Genomic DNA, 15,684 nt, shown 5'->3' with positions numbered 1-15,684 from the left:
GGCTACTCACTCCCCACGTTCAGCTGGGCGCGCACACCCGTGTCGGTGACACCGTTCACGGTCGCGGTGATGACGGTCTGCTGCTCGCCGAGCGCGATGAGCCGCTTCAGCACGATGTCGCGGTTTCGGTCGTCGGTGAGGTGATCGAGGTTGGCGACCACCAGCAGGGGTGGTGTCGCGGTATTGGCCAGCGCGATGCGCAGCAGCGTCTGCTCGAGTTCGGACAGTTCGTCGAAGTACGCCGTGAGCGACGGCAGCGCCACCTCACCGAACACGGGTGCGCACACCCTGGTCAGGTCGTCCTGGTCGGCCGCGCCGATGAAGCGATACCAGGCTGCATCCCAGCGCTTCTGCTCGGTGATCAGATCGCGGACCGTCACCGATTCGGCGATCTTGTCCAGTTCGTCGATGCAGGCCAGCGCGGAGTGGGCGAAGATATCGCGGGCCCGGCTGTGACCGAACACCGTGATCTGTCCTTCGACGGGTTTCATCCGGCCGGCCAGTGTCATCAGCAGGGCGGTGCGGCCGGTACCGGTCGGATAGACCAGCACGCTCACCCCGCCGGCCTCCACGTCCAGATCGATGGGGCCGTAGACCGGGCCCCAGGGCCCGGTCATTCTGATGCCGCGGGCCGTGATTGCCGGCTCTGGTTCTGCCACTGAGTCATCTCAACACATCGGGCTGACCGGGCGAGCGCTAGTCGAGATTCAGATAGCCACCGAACATGCTGAGCAGCTGCACACTGCGCCACCAGATCAACGCCAGGAACAACACCAGCAGCCCCACCACCAACGAGGTCTGGACCAGGTTACGTTGTGCGCGTGGCGGATACACCAGGCCGGCGGCCACCACGCATCCGGTCACCAGCCCGCCGACGTGGCCCTGCCAGCTGATGGCGCCCGACCCGAGCAACGGGCCGATGAAGGTGAACGCGAGGTTCAGCCCGATGAGCCCGACGACCCATTTGACGTCGAGGCGCAGCTTTCGCGCCACCACGAACGTGGCGCCGAACAACCCGAACACCGCGCCCGAGGCACCGGCGGTCGCGGTGTTCAGCGGGGCGACCAGGAATACCAGCACCGACCCACCGAGCGCGGACAACCCGTAGAGCGCCCCGAACCGGACTCGGCCCAGCAGCCGCTCCAGCGGTGGGCCGATGACGTACAGCGCCCACATGTTGAACAGGATGTGTGCGATGCCGTAGTGCAGGAACGCCGAGGTGACCAGGCGGTAGTACTGGCCGTCGGCGACGGCGGGCGGCCACAGCGTCAGGTGGCTCTCCAGTTCGCGCGAGGTCATCTGCAGCACGAACATCAGGACGTTGATCGCGATCAGCGTGTAGGTGACGTACGGGGTCTCGCCCGCGGGCGTCCCCCCGAAGTGGCCTTCGACCCGGCGCACGGTGGCCGCGCCCGCCGTCACACAATCCGGGCATTGGTGCCCCACGGCGGCGTCGCGCATGCAGTCACCGCAGATGAAACGCTGGCAGCGGGTGCACTGTACGAACGCCGGCCGGCCGGGATGCCGGTAGCAGGTGGTGGCCTGCGGTGGCGGTGGCATCTGCGACGGTGGGTAGGTCATGCCCTACATGATGGCCGATGGCGCGCGGCGCCTCGTCAGGACATAGAGCACCGCGGTGGCGACACCGGCCTCGATCAGCGACACCGTGGTCGCGACCGTCATCAGTCCGTTGACCTGCTCGGGCGCCGCGGCACCGTGGTGGTGGGTGGGCATCGACCAGTGCACGGCGATCATCGCGAGGTTCATCACCGCGACCACACACCAGGTCCGCAAGCCGCAGCCACGCCACAGTTCGTAGGCGCACATCAGGCAGGCTGCGGCCATGGCCACGATGAGCACCGCGACCACCGGGGTGCGGGCATGGCCGATCATCGTGGCGTGCAGCGCGGCCGACCCGGCCGCCACCACAGCACACGTCCGCCGTCCGAGAACGGCGGACGTGCTGCTGACGGTGGACATGTACTAACTCTCGCAGCAGTGCGACTTCGGCGCAGCGGGAACGTTCAACGCGGGGTTGCGGTCGAAGAACGACACCGGCTTGAGCTTGAAGCCCGCGTAGTCCACCGGCATGACCGGCCAGTCCTCCGGGCGCGGGAAGTGCGTCAGCCCGAAGGTGTGCCACACCACGATGTCCTGACCGTCGATATCGCGGTCCTGGGCCACGTAGGCCGGCAGCCCGGCATTGCCCGGGTTCTGGTTGACGAACCGCCCGGCCGGATACCGTTCGGCGGGGTCGTATTTCGTCACCCACAGGTGCTTGGTGGCGAACGCCGCGCGCTGGGCGATCGAGCTGGTCGGGTGGGCCAGCAGCGCCGGCTGACCTTCGGGATGCAGCGCGTAGCCGACGTGCTGGCCCAGCCGGTTGGTCTTCTCCGGGTTGGTGATGTGCCACACCCGTGCCTTGAGGTTGTCGGCGGTGCGCATGGCCTCCGACTCCCGGGTCAGCCGGGTGCGTTGCGGCCGGAAGGCGTTACCCCACGGGTTCTCCGGGCCCATCGGGACGGCCACGGCGTCGACCTCTTCGACGACGTTGCACTGGCCGTCCACCTCCATGTCCAGCCGTGCCGAGAACAGGTGCTGGTGGAACGGTGCGCCCAGCCCGGGCGCCATCTCGGTGGAGAACCCGTCGGGCCCGCGGTAGGCCGAGGCGAACACGATGCCGGTGGCCTTGGCCTCCAGCTGGATGGTGCCGTCCAGGTAGAGGTACCAGTAGAACCCGTAGTCGTAATTGCCGATGGTCAGGAAGAACGAGATGACGAGTCGCCGCGACCGCCGCACCTCGGCCATCCCGTTGAACATGTCGGTGTGCTTCCACAGCACGCCGTAGTCCTCCTCGTGCAGGCAGATCGCGTTCTTCATCACCTTCGGGTTACCGTCCTCGTCGGCGATGGTGACGTCGAAGTACTTGATCTCGCCCAGGCAATCGCAGCCCAGCTCAAGGGAATTGGTGTATCGGCCGAACAGGTACTCACCCTGGTCGAAGTAGTTCTGCCAGTACCGCACCGGCGACGGGTCGGCGTAGGGCACCACCATCTCGGCGATCGACGCGCGGTACACCACAGGCCGGCCCGCGATGGACAGCTGGTGCAGGGTCAGGCCCTCGCGGACGTCGAACCCGAACCGGAACTTCCAGTCCGCCCAGCTGATCTGGTTGCCGTCGACGGTGAAGCTGGCCCCCTCGGGCTGGGTGATCTCGATGGGTTTGAGGTCGGTGCGCGGCGGCACCGCGTGCGGTTCGGCATCCCACTGGCCACGCTCGGCGGGTAGCGGCAGTTCGATCTCGTCGATCACCTTGGTGACCCGGCGCTCGGTGAGGTCCACGTAGGCCACCACCCCGTCGATGGGGTGCGCCCACGGCAGGTCGGCGGCGTCGTACTGATAGAAGGCCAGCACCCGGACGATGCGCTTGCCCACCTCGTCCTCATGCCCGAAGACGCCCGCCGACAACGGCACCGCGCGCACATCGGCGTGGGTGAGCCCGCGCTTGTCCATCGCGGCCAGCCATTCCGGGCAGTCCAGCAGGAAGGCCTCGATGTCCTCGAATTCCTGGTCCAGGATCGGCACGTGGCCGTCGACGCCGGCGTCGACGTGCTCCAGCGACACCACCTTCTGCTGGGTCACGGAGACCACCAGGTCACTACCCTGGCCGGTGGCGCGGTCGAGCAACAGCACCCGGGCCTGCCGGTCGATCGGGTCACCGGGGGCGTAGGCCTGCACGACCGACTTGTGCGGCTCCTCCAGTGCGACGAAGACGAAGCGCACGGAGGCCGACAGCAGGCCGTTCTCGTCGACGATGCGCCGGGCCGCGCGGATCTCCTCCGCGCTCAGCGGGTTCAGCGGGTGCTCGGAACTGCCGGTGGTGGTGGTTGTTTCGAGGAACGCGGTGCTCATCGTGCAATCTCCTTAACGGTTTCGATCTCTTGGTGGCCGGCGTGCGGCCGCAGCACTGCGACCGCGGCGCCGCCGAGGAAGGCTCCGGCGAGCAGCACCCCGATGACACCGGCCAGGGTGGCTGACCCACCGACGAGCAACGGCAGGTTGACCGCCGTCATCACCGAGAGCACGGCCAGGCCGATGAAGCCCAGCCCGGGCGCGATCACGGTGTGCCACAACCGGGTGTCGAATCGGGTGCGGCGGAAGTAGACGACGACCGCCGCCGAGGTGAGGGTCATCAACACGGCGATACCGACCGAGGCGGCGCCGACGAACCAGGTGAACACCTGGGTGACCGGGTCGAGATTGGCCAGCACCGCCACCACGATCAACACCAGTGCCGAGACGGTCTGGACCACCGAGGCGATATGCGGGGAATCGTGGCGCAGGTGTGAACGGCCGCAGCGTTCTGGCAGCGCGCGGGTGTTGCCGAGCGAGAAGATGTAGCGGGCCAGCACGTTGTGGAAGGACAGCAGGGCCGCGAAAAGGCTTGTGATGAGGAAGATCTGGACCAGGTCGCCGGCCACCGAACCGAGGTAGCGGTTGGCGGTGTCGGTGAGCATGGTGGCCGGTGTATCGGTGGCCGCGGCCACCGCACCGGTGTCGCCCCAGGCGCTGACCATGACCCAGCTGGAGAGCGCGTAGAAGCCGCCGATGAGCAGCAGCGCCACGTAGGTGGCCCGCGGGATGGTGCGGGCCGGGTCGCGGGCTTCGTCGCGGAAGACCGCGGTCGCCTCGAAACCGATGTAGCCGGCCAGGGCGAAGATCAGCGCGATACCCGGTGCGCCGCTGAAGAAATTGCCGGGGTGCAGGACGGCGGTCGACAGGCCTTCGGCGCCGCCCTTGGTGATGACCGCGGCGTTGATGACCAGGACGATCCCGACTTCGCAGATCAGCAGGACGCCGAGCACCTTGCCGGACAGTTCGATGTGCCGATACCCGAGGGTGCCGACGACGGCGAGCATCGCCAGCGCGTACAGGTACCACGGCACCGCCGGGCCGCCGTGGCTGGTGACCAGTTCGTTCAGCGCCGCCCCGACGTAGCCGTACACGCCGCCCTGCACCGCCGTGTACGACAGCAGCGCCAGGAACGCCGCACCCAATCCGATGTGACGCCCGAAGCCGTGGGCGATGTAGGTGTAGAAAGCCCCGGCGCCGCGGATGTGGCGGGTCATCGCGGTGAAGCCGACGGCGAACAGCAGCAGCACCGCGGTGCACACACCGTAGGAGGCCGGGAAGGCCGCGCCGTTGCCCGCGGCGATGCCGATCGGGAAGGTGCCCGCCACGACGGTCAGGGGTGCGGCCGCGGCGACGACCATGAAGACGATGGCGGTGGGGCCGAGTTTGCCGGCCAATCGGTGAGCCTGGCCACCGGCCGCGCGGCCGGCATCCAGGACTGCGTCAGTTGTCATGGGTCTACCTTCGATGGAATTGAATGTGAATTGGTTGCCGTGCGGTAAGGCTTCGGTGAGTTCAAATGAGAATGGCTGTATGTGGCAATTCCCATTTGACGGAGGAAATTCAGAGAGCGATATTGACGGCCTTCGTCTGGGTGTATTCGGCGATGGCGCCCTCGCCCAGTTCGCGGCCCCAGCCGGATTGTTTGTAGCCACCGAACGGCAGCGCGCTGTCGAACGCGTTATGGCAGTTCACCCAGACCGTGCCGGCCTTGATCTGCGCAGCCACCTCGTGGGCGGTGGACACATCGCGGGTCCAGACGCTGGCCGCCAGCCCGTACGGGGTGTCGTTCGCTGCGGCGCGGACCCCACGTTCCCGGTTGAACGGCACCGCGACCGCCACCGGCCCGAAGATCTCCTCGCGGTAGACGCTGAAGTCGTCGCGCACGTCGACCAGCAGCGTCGGCTGTACGTAGAAACCGGTGTCGCCGTGCCGTCCGCCGCCGGCCAGCGCGCGGGCGCCCTGCTCGATGCCGGCGTCGAGGTATCCGGTCACCTTGGTGAGCTGTTCCCGCGACACCAGCGGGCCGATGTCATTGGTGGGATCCAGTCCGGGGCCGATGCGCAGGCCCGCCGCATGCTCGGCGACACCGGCCGTGAACTCGTCGAAGATGGTGTCCTCGACCAGCAGGCGAGTGCCCGCGGTGCAGGTCTGGCCGTGGTTGAACAGGAATCCGCCGGCCACGCCGGGGATGGCGGCGGCCAGGTCGGCGTCGGCGAACACCACCTGCGGGCTCTTGCCCCCGAGCTCCAGGGAGACCTTCTTCAGGTTGCCCGAGGCGGCGTTGACGATCTTCTTCCCGACCTCGGTGGAGCCGGTGAAGGCGACCTTGTCGACGTCCGGATGCGCCGACAGCGCGGCCCCGATATCACCGAAGCCGGTGAGCAGGTTGAACACTCCGTCGGGCACACCGGCCTCGGCGATCACCTCGGCCAGCAGCACCGCGGTCAGCGGGGTCTGCTCGGCCGGCTTGAGGATGACGGTGTTACCGCAGGCCAGCGCGGGCGCGACTTTGAAGGCCGCCATCACCAGTGGGAAGTTCCAGGGGATGATCTGGGCGCAGACCCCGATCGGTTCGCGCAGCGTGAAGGCGTGGAAGCGGCTGCCGGGCGCCCACGGCACCGACACCGGGACGGTGCGGCCCTCGATCTTGGTGGCCCAGCCGGCGTAGTAGTAGAAGATCTCCGCGGCCCAGGTGACGTCGACGGCCTTGGCGACGGCCACCGACTTGCCGTTGTCGATGCTCTCCAGCTCGGCGAACTGGTCGGCGCGGGCGGTGATGCCCTCGGCGATCCGCCAGATCATCCGCTGCCGCTGCGCCGGTGTCATCGCCGGCCAGGGGCCGTCCTCGAAGGCGCGCCGGGCGGCGGCGACCGCGCGTTCGACGTCCTCGACGCCGCTGTGCGGGACGGTGGTGATCACCTGCTCGGTGGCCGGGTCGACGGTGTCGAACCGCCGTCCCGAGAGCGCGTCGGCCCATTGGCCGTCGATGTACATCTGCCGGGGTGCCGACACGAAGGCCGCGGTCCGCGGGTCCAGATCCGGGCTGAGCATGGTTGTCATGTAGGTCATGATTACGCCCCGATGTGGTCTGCGTCACCACTAATTCCTAATGGGTTTTCCGCACTTTTGCATTCTCATTTGGAACGTCGTTGCCATTCTCATTTGGACGTCGGGAATTCGCAGCGTACGGATGCAGCGGTGGACAAGTGACGCACGGGGCCGGTTCGATTCTCATTTGAAGTTTTCGAAGATTTACCTGACAACGCTGTGCCGGGGTGGGTGATCGGCTACGTTGCCGAAGTGAGTGGCAGACGGGCGATGCGGAGCAGCTCACCGGTGTCCGGGTTGCGACGGGCACAGCTGTCGTTCGCCCAGGTGCTGGGGCAGTCAGTGTCGGCGGTGGCGCCCTCGGCGGTGATGGTGACCTTGCCCGCCCTGGTCATTCCCGCGGCCGGGCGCGCGACGCTGCCGGTGTTCGTGGCGACCGCGCTTTTGATGGCCGCGGTGGGTTACTGCGTCACCCAGTTCTCCACCCGGATGGTCGCGGTCAGCGGGCTGTACAGCTACACGGTCAAAGGACTGGGGCCGGTGCCCGGTATCGCCGCCGGCTGGTCGGTGGTCATCGGTTACGCGGCGGCAGCGATGGCGAGCACCCTGGGCGCGGCAAGCTATCTCACCGCACTATTGGGCCGCCTGGGGGTGCCCGACGGTCGGCCGGTGATCGCGGTGCTGGCGGTGCTCGTCGGCGTCGTCGCGTGGGCGTTGATGGTCCGCGGTATCCGGTTGTCGGCCCGCATCTCCCTGACGGTGGAGGTGTTCGCCATCGCGGTGGCCGCCGCGGTGTTGGTGATCGCCTTCACCCGATCGGTCTCCGGCGGCCACGACCCACCCAAAGTGGATGTTCCCGACAGTCATTCGGCGTTGGGTTTTGCTGTGCTGCTGGCCATCACGTCGTACGTGGGATTCGAGAGCGCGGGCACCGTGGCGCGTGAGGCGCAGCGTCCGTTCGTCACGGTGACCCGGGCGATCCGGTGGTCGCCGCTGGCGCTCGGCGTGCTGTACACCTTCGCCGCGGCCATGCAAACCACCGGAACCATCAGGGCCGGAATCGGTTCCGTGCCCATCGTGCTCTCGTTGCCCGACAACGCGGCGCTGTCGGTCGTGATGGAATTGGGTATCACCGCGTCGTGGTTCGCCTGTGTCATCGGATCCACCACCGCGCTGTCCCGCACGCTGTTCGCGATGGGCCGCGAGGGCGTGCTCCCGGCACGGGTCGGGCGGGCACATCCGGTGTACCGCACCCCGCATGTGGCGCTGAGCGCGGTGATGCCGGTCATCGTGGCGGTGCCGGTCGGCTATCTGTTCCTCGCCGGATCCAGTCGCGAGGTGCTGGTCGGACTGCTCGCAGTGTCCGCGCACGGCTATATCGGGGCGTATCTGCTGGTGTGCCTGGCGGCCCCGGCATTCCTGCGTCGGATCGGCGAACTGACCCGCGGCCCGTTGGTGATCGGGATCGCCGCGGCCGCGGCGATGATCGCCATCATCTGTTGGGCTGCGCTGACGGTGGCCTCACCGGTCTGGATCGCCACCGCGGTCTACGCCACGCTGCTGGCCGCGGGTTTCGTCGCGTTCGGGTTGCGCCGCCGCAGGGTGCCCGACCTGGCCGAACGGGTCGGGGTGTTCGACGAGACGGTGGCCGGTGACGTGTTCGCCGACTACAACCCGTGGGAGGTGCGCCGGTGAGCCCCGGCGGGCTGGAGCGAAGCGACCGGGGAATCGGGCGCGGTGACGGCGCCCTGTCGGGTCGCCAACCCAAGGCGGTACAGAGTGCGTTGCAGGTGCTCGAAGCGGTCGCGCTGGCGGGGGCGGGAGTCACCGCCAAGGAGATCGCGGACCGTCTCGGTATGCCGTCGGCCACGACTTATCGGTTGTTGAATCTGCTTGTCGCCGATGGCTATATCGTGCGACTGCCGGATCTGTCCGGATTCTCGCTGGGTCCGCGGATGGGGGTGCTGATCGACGCGGCGGTGTCACCTACGGTGTGCACCGCGGCCCGGGAGACGCTGGCCGAGCTGCGGCTGTCGGTGCGCTTCGGTGTGCATCTGTTCTATTTCACCAACACCTCGGTGCGGTTGGCCGACTCCGATGACGAATACCCGCCACCGGCCGACGAATCGGTGCTCAATCACCACCTGCACGCCTGCGCCGTCGGCAAGCTGCTGCTGGCCGAGAAGCGCGATATCGACACCCTGCTCACGTTCCCGCTGCACAGTCTGACCGGCCGCACCATCACCTCCAGATCGGTTCTGGTCCAACAGCTCCAAGAGATCCGCGACCAGCAGATGGCCACCCAGGTGGGCGAAGTCACCGAGGACTCCGCCTGTGTCGCGGTGCCGGTGCGATCGGCCACCGGGGCCTTGGTGGCCGCCGTGGCGATGTCGGCGCGCGCCGACCAGGAGCAGCTGTTGATCCGGCAGGTCCCCGTCTTACGGGAGTGCGCGGCGCGGCTGAGCCCCCTGCTGGCCTGACTGGTTTCGCCCAATTGATCAAACGGGCGCGAAAGTGCGAGTAGATCACGCCTTTTCGTCGAACTCGGCGCGGAAGGTCAGCGCTCCAAGTCGGCGATATCGAGCCGCTTGATCGGCCCGACGATCACCAGGTAGCACAGCAACGCCAGGACCGCACTGAGGCCGACGTAGAGCAGCGCGAGTTCGAAGGAGCCATGCGTCTTGACCAGATAGCCAATCACGATCGGCGTCGTGATGGCGGCCAGGCTGCCGAAGGTGTTGAACACACCACCGGACAGGCCGGCGATCTCCTTGGGCGCGGTGTCGGCGACCACCGCCCAGCCCAGCGCACCGAGACCCTTGCCGAAGAACGACACCGCCATCAGCAGCACGACGAGCCAGGACGCGTCGACATAGTTGCACCCGATGATGACGGTGGCCAACAGCAGGCCGACCACGATGGGCAGCTTGCGCGCCTTGGTCTGCGACCAGCCGTGCCGCATCAGCCCGTCGGAGAGCACGCCGCCCAGGATGCCGCCGACGAAGCCGCAGATCGCAGGCAACGATGCGACGAAGCCGGCCTTGAGGATCGACATGTGCCGCTCCTGCACAAGGTAGACCGGGAACCAGGTCAGGAAGAACCAGGTGATGGTGTTGATGAAGTACTGACCGAAGTAGACGCCGAGCATCATCCGGTTACGCAGCAGGGCCTTGACGTAGTGAAGTTGGTTGGCGCCCTTGGCTTCCGCGGGTGCGGCGTCGCCGGCATCCATATCGACCAGCGCCCCGCCGGCGCGGATGTAGTCCAACTCGGCCTTGCTCACACGCGGATGGTTGCGCGGAGCGTAGATGACGAACATCCACAGCAGACCGAACAGCACACCGATGCCGCCGACGATGGTGAAGACGTGCTCCCAGCCGGCGGTCACCACCAGCCAGCCCATTAGCGGGGAGAAGGCCGCAGTGGCGAAATACTGCGCGGAGTTGAAGATCGCGGCGGCGGTGCCGCGCTCCTTGGTGGGAAACCACGCAGCGACGATGCGCGAGTTGCCGGGGAACGACGGGCCTTCGGCCAGACCGACCAGCAGGCGCAGCAGGAACAGCAGCCCGACGGCGGTGCCCATCGAGAAGTTCCCGACGAAGCCCTGGCAGACCGTGAAGATGGACCACGACAGGATCGCCCCGCAGTAGACCTTTTTGGAGCCGTAGCGGTCCAGCAACCAGCCGGCCGGGATCTGGGCCACCAGGTACGACCATCCGAACGCGGAGAAGATGTAGCCGAGCGTGACCGCATCGATGCCCAGGGCGTCCTGGATCGCGTCGCCGGCCATCGAGATGGTGGACCGGTCGGCGTAGTTGATGACGGTGACCGCGAACAGCATCGCCAGGATCACGTAGCGCACGTGACCGGCCTTGGCCGCCGGGGTACGAGCTGGGCTGTCGGCCGGCGCCGTGGTTGCGGGATTCATCGGGACTCCTTGCGTGGCCGGTCGTGCAGACAACCGGGTGGCTCAGGTCACATCGGTGACCCCGGCCGACTCTAGGCACCCGGAAACATTCCCGTCCAAGCCCGATTCGGCATATAACGATGCCGATCGGGCATCAAACTTTGCCATGCAGCCAATGCATCAATAAATCCACAATCGGTGTTGGACTGAATCGGACGGCGTCCCTACCGTGGATGTCATGACCACCAGCGCACCCATCAAGAGTGCACTCAGCGCGCCCGACGCGGCGATCAAAGCTCTGGCGGCGGGCGCTGCCACGCAGGACCGGATCACCCACGTGACCCTGTCATCGGTCACCTTGCCGCTACAGAATCCGATCAGCGACGCCAAGGTGCTCACCGGTCGGCAGAAGCCGATGACCGAGGTGGCGTTCCTGTTCGCCGAGATCCACACCGCCGACGGCCACTCCGGTATCGGGTTCAGCTATTCCAAGCGCGCCGGCGGCCCCGCGCAGTTCGCCCATGCCCAGGAGGTCGCGCCCGTCCTCATCGGCGAAGACCCCAACGACATCGCCAAGATCTGGACGAAGCTGGTCTGGGCCGGCGCCTCCGTCGGCCGCAGCGGCGTGGCCACCCAGGCGATCGCGGCCTTCGACATCGCACTGTGGGATCTCAAGGCCAAGCGTGCCAACCTGCCCATCGCCAAACTGATCGGCAGCCACCGCGACTCGGTGCCCACCTACAACACCTCGGGCGGATTCCTGCACACCCCGATCGAACAGGTGCTGGAGAACGCATCCGCAGCCCTGTCCACCGGTATCGGTGGTATCAAGATCAAAGTGGGACAACCCGATTGGCGCACCGATATCGCCCGACTGGAGAAAGTGCGCGAGCACCTGGGTGACGATGTGCCGTTGATGGTCGACGCCAATCAGCAGTGGGACCGGCCCACCGCCATGCGCATGGGCCGCATCCTGGAGAAGTTCAACCTGGTCTGGATCGAAGAACCCCTCGACGCCTACGACGCCGAGGGGCACGCGCATCTGGCCCGCGCCCTGGACACCTCCATCGCCACCGGCGAAATGCTGGCCAGCGTCGGTGAACATCAGCGCCTGATCGACGCCGACTCGGTGGACATCATCCAACCCGACGCACCGCGCATCGGTGGTATCACTCAGTTCCTCAAACTGTCCACGCTGGCCGAGCAGAAATTCCTGCAACTGGCTCCGCATTTCGCGATGGAGATCCACCTGCATCTGGCCGCGACCTATCCGCACGGGGTGTGGGTGGAGCATTTCGACTGGCTGGACCCACTTTTCAACGAGCACCTGGAGATCAGCGCCGGCCGCATGCACCTGTCGGACCGCCCCGGACTCGGCTTCACCCTCAGCGACCAGGCCCGCGCCTGGACCGTCGGCACCGCCGAATTCAGCTGAGGCCGAGGATCTCCACACTCTCCTCGCGCATCTGCACCTTGCGGATCTTCCCGGTGACGGTCATCGGGAACTCCTCGACCAGGTGCACGTAGCGCGGAATCTTGTAGTGCGCCAACCGGCCTTCGGCGAAGGCCCGGATCGCCTGGGCATCCAACGGGTCCGCGCCCGGCTTCATCTTGATCCAGACGCAGATCTCCTCGCCGTACTTCGCATCGGGGACGCCGATCACCTGGGCATCCTCGATGCCGGGGTGGGTGTAGAGGAATTCCTCGACCTCGCGCGGGTACACGTTCTCCCCGCCGCGGATCACCATGTCCTTGATCCGGCCGACGACGGTGCAGTAACCGTCCTCCCGCATGACCGCGAGGTCGCCGGTGTGCATCCAACCGTCCTCGTCGATCGCCTCGGCGGTCTTCTCCGGGTTCTCCCAATATCCCAGCATCACCGAATACCCCCGGGTGCAGAACTCCCCGGGCTGCCCTCGTTCGACGATATCGCCGGTTTCCGGGTCGACGATCTTCACCTCGACATGCGGATGCGCGCGGCCGATGGTCGCGGTACGGCGGTCCAGGTCGTCGTCGTGCAGGGTCTGACACGACACCGGTGAGGTTTCGGTCATGCCGTAGCAGATGGCGACCTCGGCCATGTTCATCTCGTTGATGCAGCGCTTCATCACCTCGATCGGGCAGACCGCGCCGGCCATCACGCCGGTCCGCAGGCTCGACAGATCGGCCTCCGGGAACGACGGATGGTTCTGCATGGCGATGAACATCGTCGGCACCCCGTACACCCCGGTGCAGCGTTCCTGCTCAATGACTTTCAAGGTCAGGCCAGGATCAAACCCGGGCGCCGGGATCACCATCGTCACGCCATGCGTGGTGCAGCCCAGGTTGCCCATCACCATGCCGAAGCAGTGATAGAACGGCACCGGGATACACAGCCGGTCCCCCGGCCGCAGATTGATGCCCTCGGTGACGAAGAACCCGTTGTTCAGGATGTTGCGGTGCGACAGGGTCGCCCCTTTAGGGAAACCTGTAGTGCCCGAGGTGTACTGGATGTTGATCGGGTCGGTGTTGTTCAGCGTCTTCTGCCGTGCCGCCAGTTCCTCCGGAGCCACCGCGCCGGCACGCAAGGCGTCCCAGTCAGCCGTGCCCAGGAAGATCACGTCGGTCAGCGTGGGCGCTTCCGGGCGCACGGCGTCGACCATCGCGACGTAGTCCGAACTCTTGAACTCGGTGGCCGAGATCAGCATCCGCACACCCGACTGGTTGAGCACATACCCCAGTTCGTGGGTGCGGTAGGCCGGGTTGATGTTGACCAGGATCGCGCCGATCTTGGCGGTCGCGTACTGCACGATGGTCCACTCGGACCGATTCGGCGACCACATGCCCACCCGGTCGCCTTTGGCGATCCTGCGGCCCAGGAGTCCCCTTGCCACCATATCGATTTCGTCGTTGAGTTCACGGTAGGTCCACCGGGTGCCTTGTGCGCAATCGACGAGCGCCTCGATGTCTGGGTGGGCAGCCGCGGTGCGCTCGAAGTTCGCGCCGATGGTCTCCTCGAGGATGGGCAGGGTCGTCGGCCCGGCGTCGTAACTCAGCATCATTGCACCAGATCCTCGTAGCGGTGCTCGGTCGGAATCGGCGACCCCGACTCGTGCGCTTCGTCTTCGCGCCGCCGCAGTTCGACGCGCCGGATCTTGCCGGAAATAGTCTTGGGCAGTTCGAAGAACTCGACCCGACGCACCTTGAGATACGGCGCGAGGTGGTCGCGGGCGTATTCCATGATGGCGCGCGCGGTCTCGGCGTCGGCCGACCACCCTTCGGCCAGTGCCACATAGGCTTTCGGGATGGCCAGCCGGGTGTCATGCGGTTGCGGGACGACCGCGGCTTCCACGACGGCGGGGTGCTCGATGAGCACGCTCTCCAACTCGAACGGCGAGACCTTGTAATCGCTGGACTTGAACACGTCATCGGTACGCCCGATATAGGTGATGTATCCGTCCGCGTCGCGGGCCGCGACATCACCGGTGTGGTAGTAGCCGCCGTGCATCACTGTCGCATTGCGTTGTGCGTCATCGAGATAGCCCGTCATCAGGTTCAGCGGCGCCTTCGACAGGTCCAGGCAGATCTCGCCTTCGTCGGCCAACTCGCCGGTGAGCGGGTCGATGAGTACCACCGGCACGCCGGGCATGGGCCGGCCCATCGAGCCGGCCTTGACCGGTTGCCCCGGGGTGTTGCCGACCTGCAGGGTGGTCTCGGTCTGCCCGAACCCGTCGCGGATGGTCAAGCCCCACGCGCGCTGCACGGTTTCGATCACTTCGGGGTTCAGCGGCTCCCCCGCGCCCAGGATCTCGCGCAGCCCTTCGGGTTTGGATCCGAGGTCGGCCTGGATGAGCATCCGCCATACCGTGGGCGGTGCACAGAAGGTGCTGACGCCGGCCCGGTGGAGCTGCGCCAGTAGGTCGGCCGCGTCGAACCGGCTGTAGTTGTAGACGAAGATGGTCGCTTCGGCGATCCACGGCGCGAAGAAGCAGCTCCAGGCGTGCTTGGCCCAGCCCGGCGAGCTGATGGCTAGGTGCACATCCCCGGGGCGCACCCCGATCCAGGCCATCGTCGACATGTGCCCGACCGGGTAGGAGATCTGGGAGTGCTCGACGAGCTTCGGCTTGCTCGTGGTGCCGGAGGTGAAGTAGACCAGCAGCGGGTCCTCGACGGTCGTGACGGTCTCGTGTGCGTCGGGGGCGACGTCGTACGCGTCGGCATAGCGGTGCCAACCCGCCACGTCGCCGACCGCGATCCGCACGTAGTCCCCCGGTACCTGCTCGAACTTGGGTGCGTCGGCGGCGTTGGCGATGACGAACCGGGCGCCGCCGCGGGTAATCCGGTCGGCCAGATCCTCCGGTCCGAGCGCACCGGTGGTCGGCATGATGACGGCTCCGAGCTTGGCGACGGCCAGCATCGCCTCCCACAGTTCGACCTGGTTGCCGAGCATCAAGATGACCCGGTCGCCCTTGCTCACCCCCAGCCCGCGCAGCCACGTCGCCACCTGGTCAGAGGCCTGCGCCATCTCGGCGAAGGTGACCTTGCGCTCGCTGCCGTCCTGCTCGACGATCCACAGAGCGGTGCGCTCGTTGTTGTGCGCGATGACGTCGAACCAGTCGGTCGCCCAGTTGAAGGAGCCGGTGATCTCCGGCCACCGGAACGTCTCGACGGCTTTGTCGTAGTCGCTGATGACCTCGACCAGATGGTCGCGGGCATCGCGGTAGAGGTCGGTGTTGGTCGACATACAGATAGGATCTACGTCACACTCGCCCGTCCGCTACCCCCGAAAGAGGGGAATTCTGTGCAATCGCTGTTAAGGCCTCGCGATACCGATG

General features: G+C 66.7%; 12 protein-coding genes. 3 read left to right on the top strand and 9 right to left on the bottom strand.

From position 1 onward, the window contains the following. Nucleotides 1-2: 2 nt before the first annotated feature. The 6 genes from H7J86_RS19245 to H7J86_RS19220 all read right to left on the bottom strand — a co-directional run bounded on the left by H7J86_RS19245 (nucleotide 3) and on the right by H7J86_RS19220 (nucleotide 6,975). Nucleotides 3-617 carry an ATP-binding cassette domain-containing protein gene (locus H7J86_RS19245; RefSeq protein WP_267293026.1) on the bottom strand — a complete coding sequence of 205 codons (615 nt, stop codon included), beginning with the start codon at nucleotides 615-617 and terminating at the stop codon, nucleotides 3-5. 79 nt (nucleotides 618-696) lie between these two features. After that, the gene (locus H7J86_RS19240; RefSeq protein WP_187096938.1) at nucleotides 697-1,581 is read right to left on the bottom strand and encodes a rhomboid family intramembrane serine protease; all 885 of its coding nucleotides are present in this window, start codon (nucleotides 1,579-1,581) and stop codon (nucleotides 697-699) included. A 3-nt stretch (nucleotides 1,582-1,584) separates the two neighbouring features. Beyond that, nucleotides 1,585-1,980, bottom strand: a complete 396-nt coding sequence (locus H7J86_RS19235; protein ID WP_090354671.1) for a lipase chaperone — start codon at nucleotides 1,978-1,980, stop codon at nucleotides 1,585-1,587. A gap of 3 nt (nucleotides 1,981-1,983) precedes the next feature. Beyond that, nucleotides 1,984-3,912, bottom strand: coding sequence for a primary-amine oxidase (locus H7J86_RS19230; protein ID WP_267292664.1), 1,929 nt, complete (start codon nucleotides 3,910-3,912; stop codon nucleotides 1,984-1,986). Beyond that, entirely contained in the window at nucleotides 3,909-5,366 is a 1,458-nt protein-coding gene (locus H7J86_RS19225; protein WP_267292662.1) for an APC family permease, read from the bottom strand. The genes H7J86_RS19230 and H7J86_RS19225 overlap by 4 nt, the downstream gene beginning before the upstream one ends. A 109-nt stretch (nucleotides 5,367-5,475) precedes the next feature. Then, entirely contained in the window at nucleotides 5,476-6,975 is a 1,500-nt protein-coding gene (locus H7J86_RS19220) for an aldehyde dehydrogenase family protein (RefSeq protein ID WP_372517310.1), read from the bottom strand. Nucleotides 6,976-7,215: 240 nt separating this feature from the next. Between H7J86_RS19220 and H7J86_RS19215 the strand changes: the two genes are divergently transcribed. Both H7J86_RS19215 and H7J86_RS19210 read left to right on the top strand, forming a co-directional pair. Then, nucleotides 7,216-8,658 (top strand): APC family permease, encoded by a 1,443-nt coding sequence (locus H7J86_RS19215; protein WP_372517294.1) that lies wholly within the window; start codon nucleotides 7,216-7,218, stop codon nucleotides 8,656-8,658. Between the two features lie 32 nt (nucleotides 8,659-8,690). After that, on the top strand, nucleotides 8,691-9,443 hold the full coding sequence (locus tag H7J86_RS19210) for an IclR family transcriptional regulator (RefSeq protein ID WP_267293022.1): 753 nt from the start codon (nucleotides 8,691-8,693) through the stop codon (nucleotides 9,441-9,443). 77 nt (nucleotides 9,444-9,520) lie between these two features. On the opposite strand, the gene H7J86_RS19205 is transcribed toward H7J86_RS19210, so the two are convergent. Next, nucleotides 9,521-10,891, bottom strand: coding sequence for an MFS transporter (locus tag H7J86_RS19205; protein ID WP_267292660.1), 1,371 nt, complete (start codon nucleotides 10,889-10,891; stop codon nucleotides 9,521-9,523). Nucleotides 10,892-11,108: 217 nt separating this feature from the next. Between H7J86_RS19205 and H7J86_RS19200 the strand changes: the two genes are divergently transcribed. After that, on the top strand, nucleotides 11,109-12,305 hold the full coding sequence (locus H7J86_RS19200; RefSeq protein ID WP_267292658.1) for an L-talarate/galactarate dehydratase: 1,197 nt from the start codon (nucleotides 11,109-11,111) through the stop codon (nucleotides 12,303-12,305). On the opposite strand, the gene H7J86_RS19195 is transcribed toward H7J86_RS19200, so the two are convergent. Together H7J86_RS19195 and H7J86_RS19190 are read right to left on the bottom strand one after the other, a co-directional pair. Further along, the gene (locus H7J86_RS19195; protein WP_267293021.1) at nucleotides 12,298-13,908 is read right to left on the bottom strand and encodes an AMP-binding protein; all 1,611 of its coding nucleotides are present in this window, start codon (nucleotides 13,906-13,908) and stop codon (nucleotides 12,298-12,300) included. The two genes, H7J86_RS19200 and H7J86_RS19195, sit on opposite strands and share 8 nt — an antisense overlap. After that, nucleotides 13,908-15,593: an AMP-binding protein gene (locus H7J86_RS19190; RefSeq protein WP_267292656.1), complete on the bottom strand. Its 1,686-nt coding sequence runs from the start codon at nucleotides 15,591-15,593 to the stop codon at nucleotides 13,908-13,910. The genes H7J86_RS19195 and H7J86_RS19190 overlap by 1 nt, the downstream gene beginning before the upstream one ends. Nucleotides 15,594-15,684 lie beyond the last annotated feature (91 nt).

This window comes from Mycobacterium hackensackense, assembly GCF_025822555.1.
GTDB classification, from domain to species: Bacteria; Actinomycetota; Actinomycetes; order Mycobacteriales; family Mycobacteriaceae; genus Mycobacterium; species Mycobacterium fluoranthenivorans.
The sequence above is the reverse complement of the archived record's forward strand: the minus strand, read 5'-3'. Positions and strand labels throughout refer to the sequence as shown.

What these genes read in the sequence shown, in the direction of transcription:
- H7J86_RS19245 (WP_267293026.1), bottom strand. Translation starts at nt 617, where the DNA reads ATGACCGGGCCCTGGGGCCCGGTCTACGGCCCCATCGATCTGGACGTG.
- H7J86_RS19240 (WP_187096938.1), bottom strand. Translation starts at nt 1,581, where the DNA reads ATGACCTACCCACCGTCGCAGATGCCACCGCCACCGCAGGCCACCACC.
- H7J86_RS19235 (WP_090354671.1), bottom strand. Translation starts at nt 1,980, where the DNA reads ATGTCCACCGTCAGCAGCACGTCCGCCGTTCTCGGACGGCGGACGTGT.
- H7J86_RS19230 (WP_267292664.1), bottom strand. Translation starts at nt 3,912, where the DNA reads ATGAGCACCGCGTTCCTCGAAACAACCACCACCACCGGCAGTTCCGAG.
- H7J86_RS19225 (WP_267292662.1), bottom strand. Translation starts at nt 5,366, where the DNA reads ATGACAACTGACGCAGTCCTGGATGCCGGCCGCGCGGCCGGTGGCCAG.
- H7J86_RS19220 (WP_372517310.1), bottom strand. Translation starts at nt 6,975, where the DNA reads ATGACAACCATGCTCAGCCCGGATCTGGACCCGCGGACCGCGGCCTTC.
- H7J86_RS19205 (WP_267292660.1), bottom strand. Translation starts at nt 10,891, where the DNA reads ATGAATCCCGCAACCACGGCGCCGGCCGACAGCCCAGCTCGTACCCCG.
- H7J86_RS19200 (WP_267292658.1), top strand. Translation starts at nt 11,109, where the DNA reads ATGACCACCAGCGCACCCATCAAGAGTGCACTCAGCGCGCCCGACGCG.
- H7J86_RS19195 (WP_267293021.1), bottom strand. Translation starts at nt 13,908, where the DNA reads ATGCTGAGTTACGACGCCGGGCCGACGACCCTGCCCATCCTCGAGGAG.
- H7J86_RS19190 (WP_267292656.1), bottom strand. Translation starts at nt 15,593, where the DNA reads ATGTCGACCAACACCGACCTCTACCGCGATGCCCGCGACCATCTGGTC.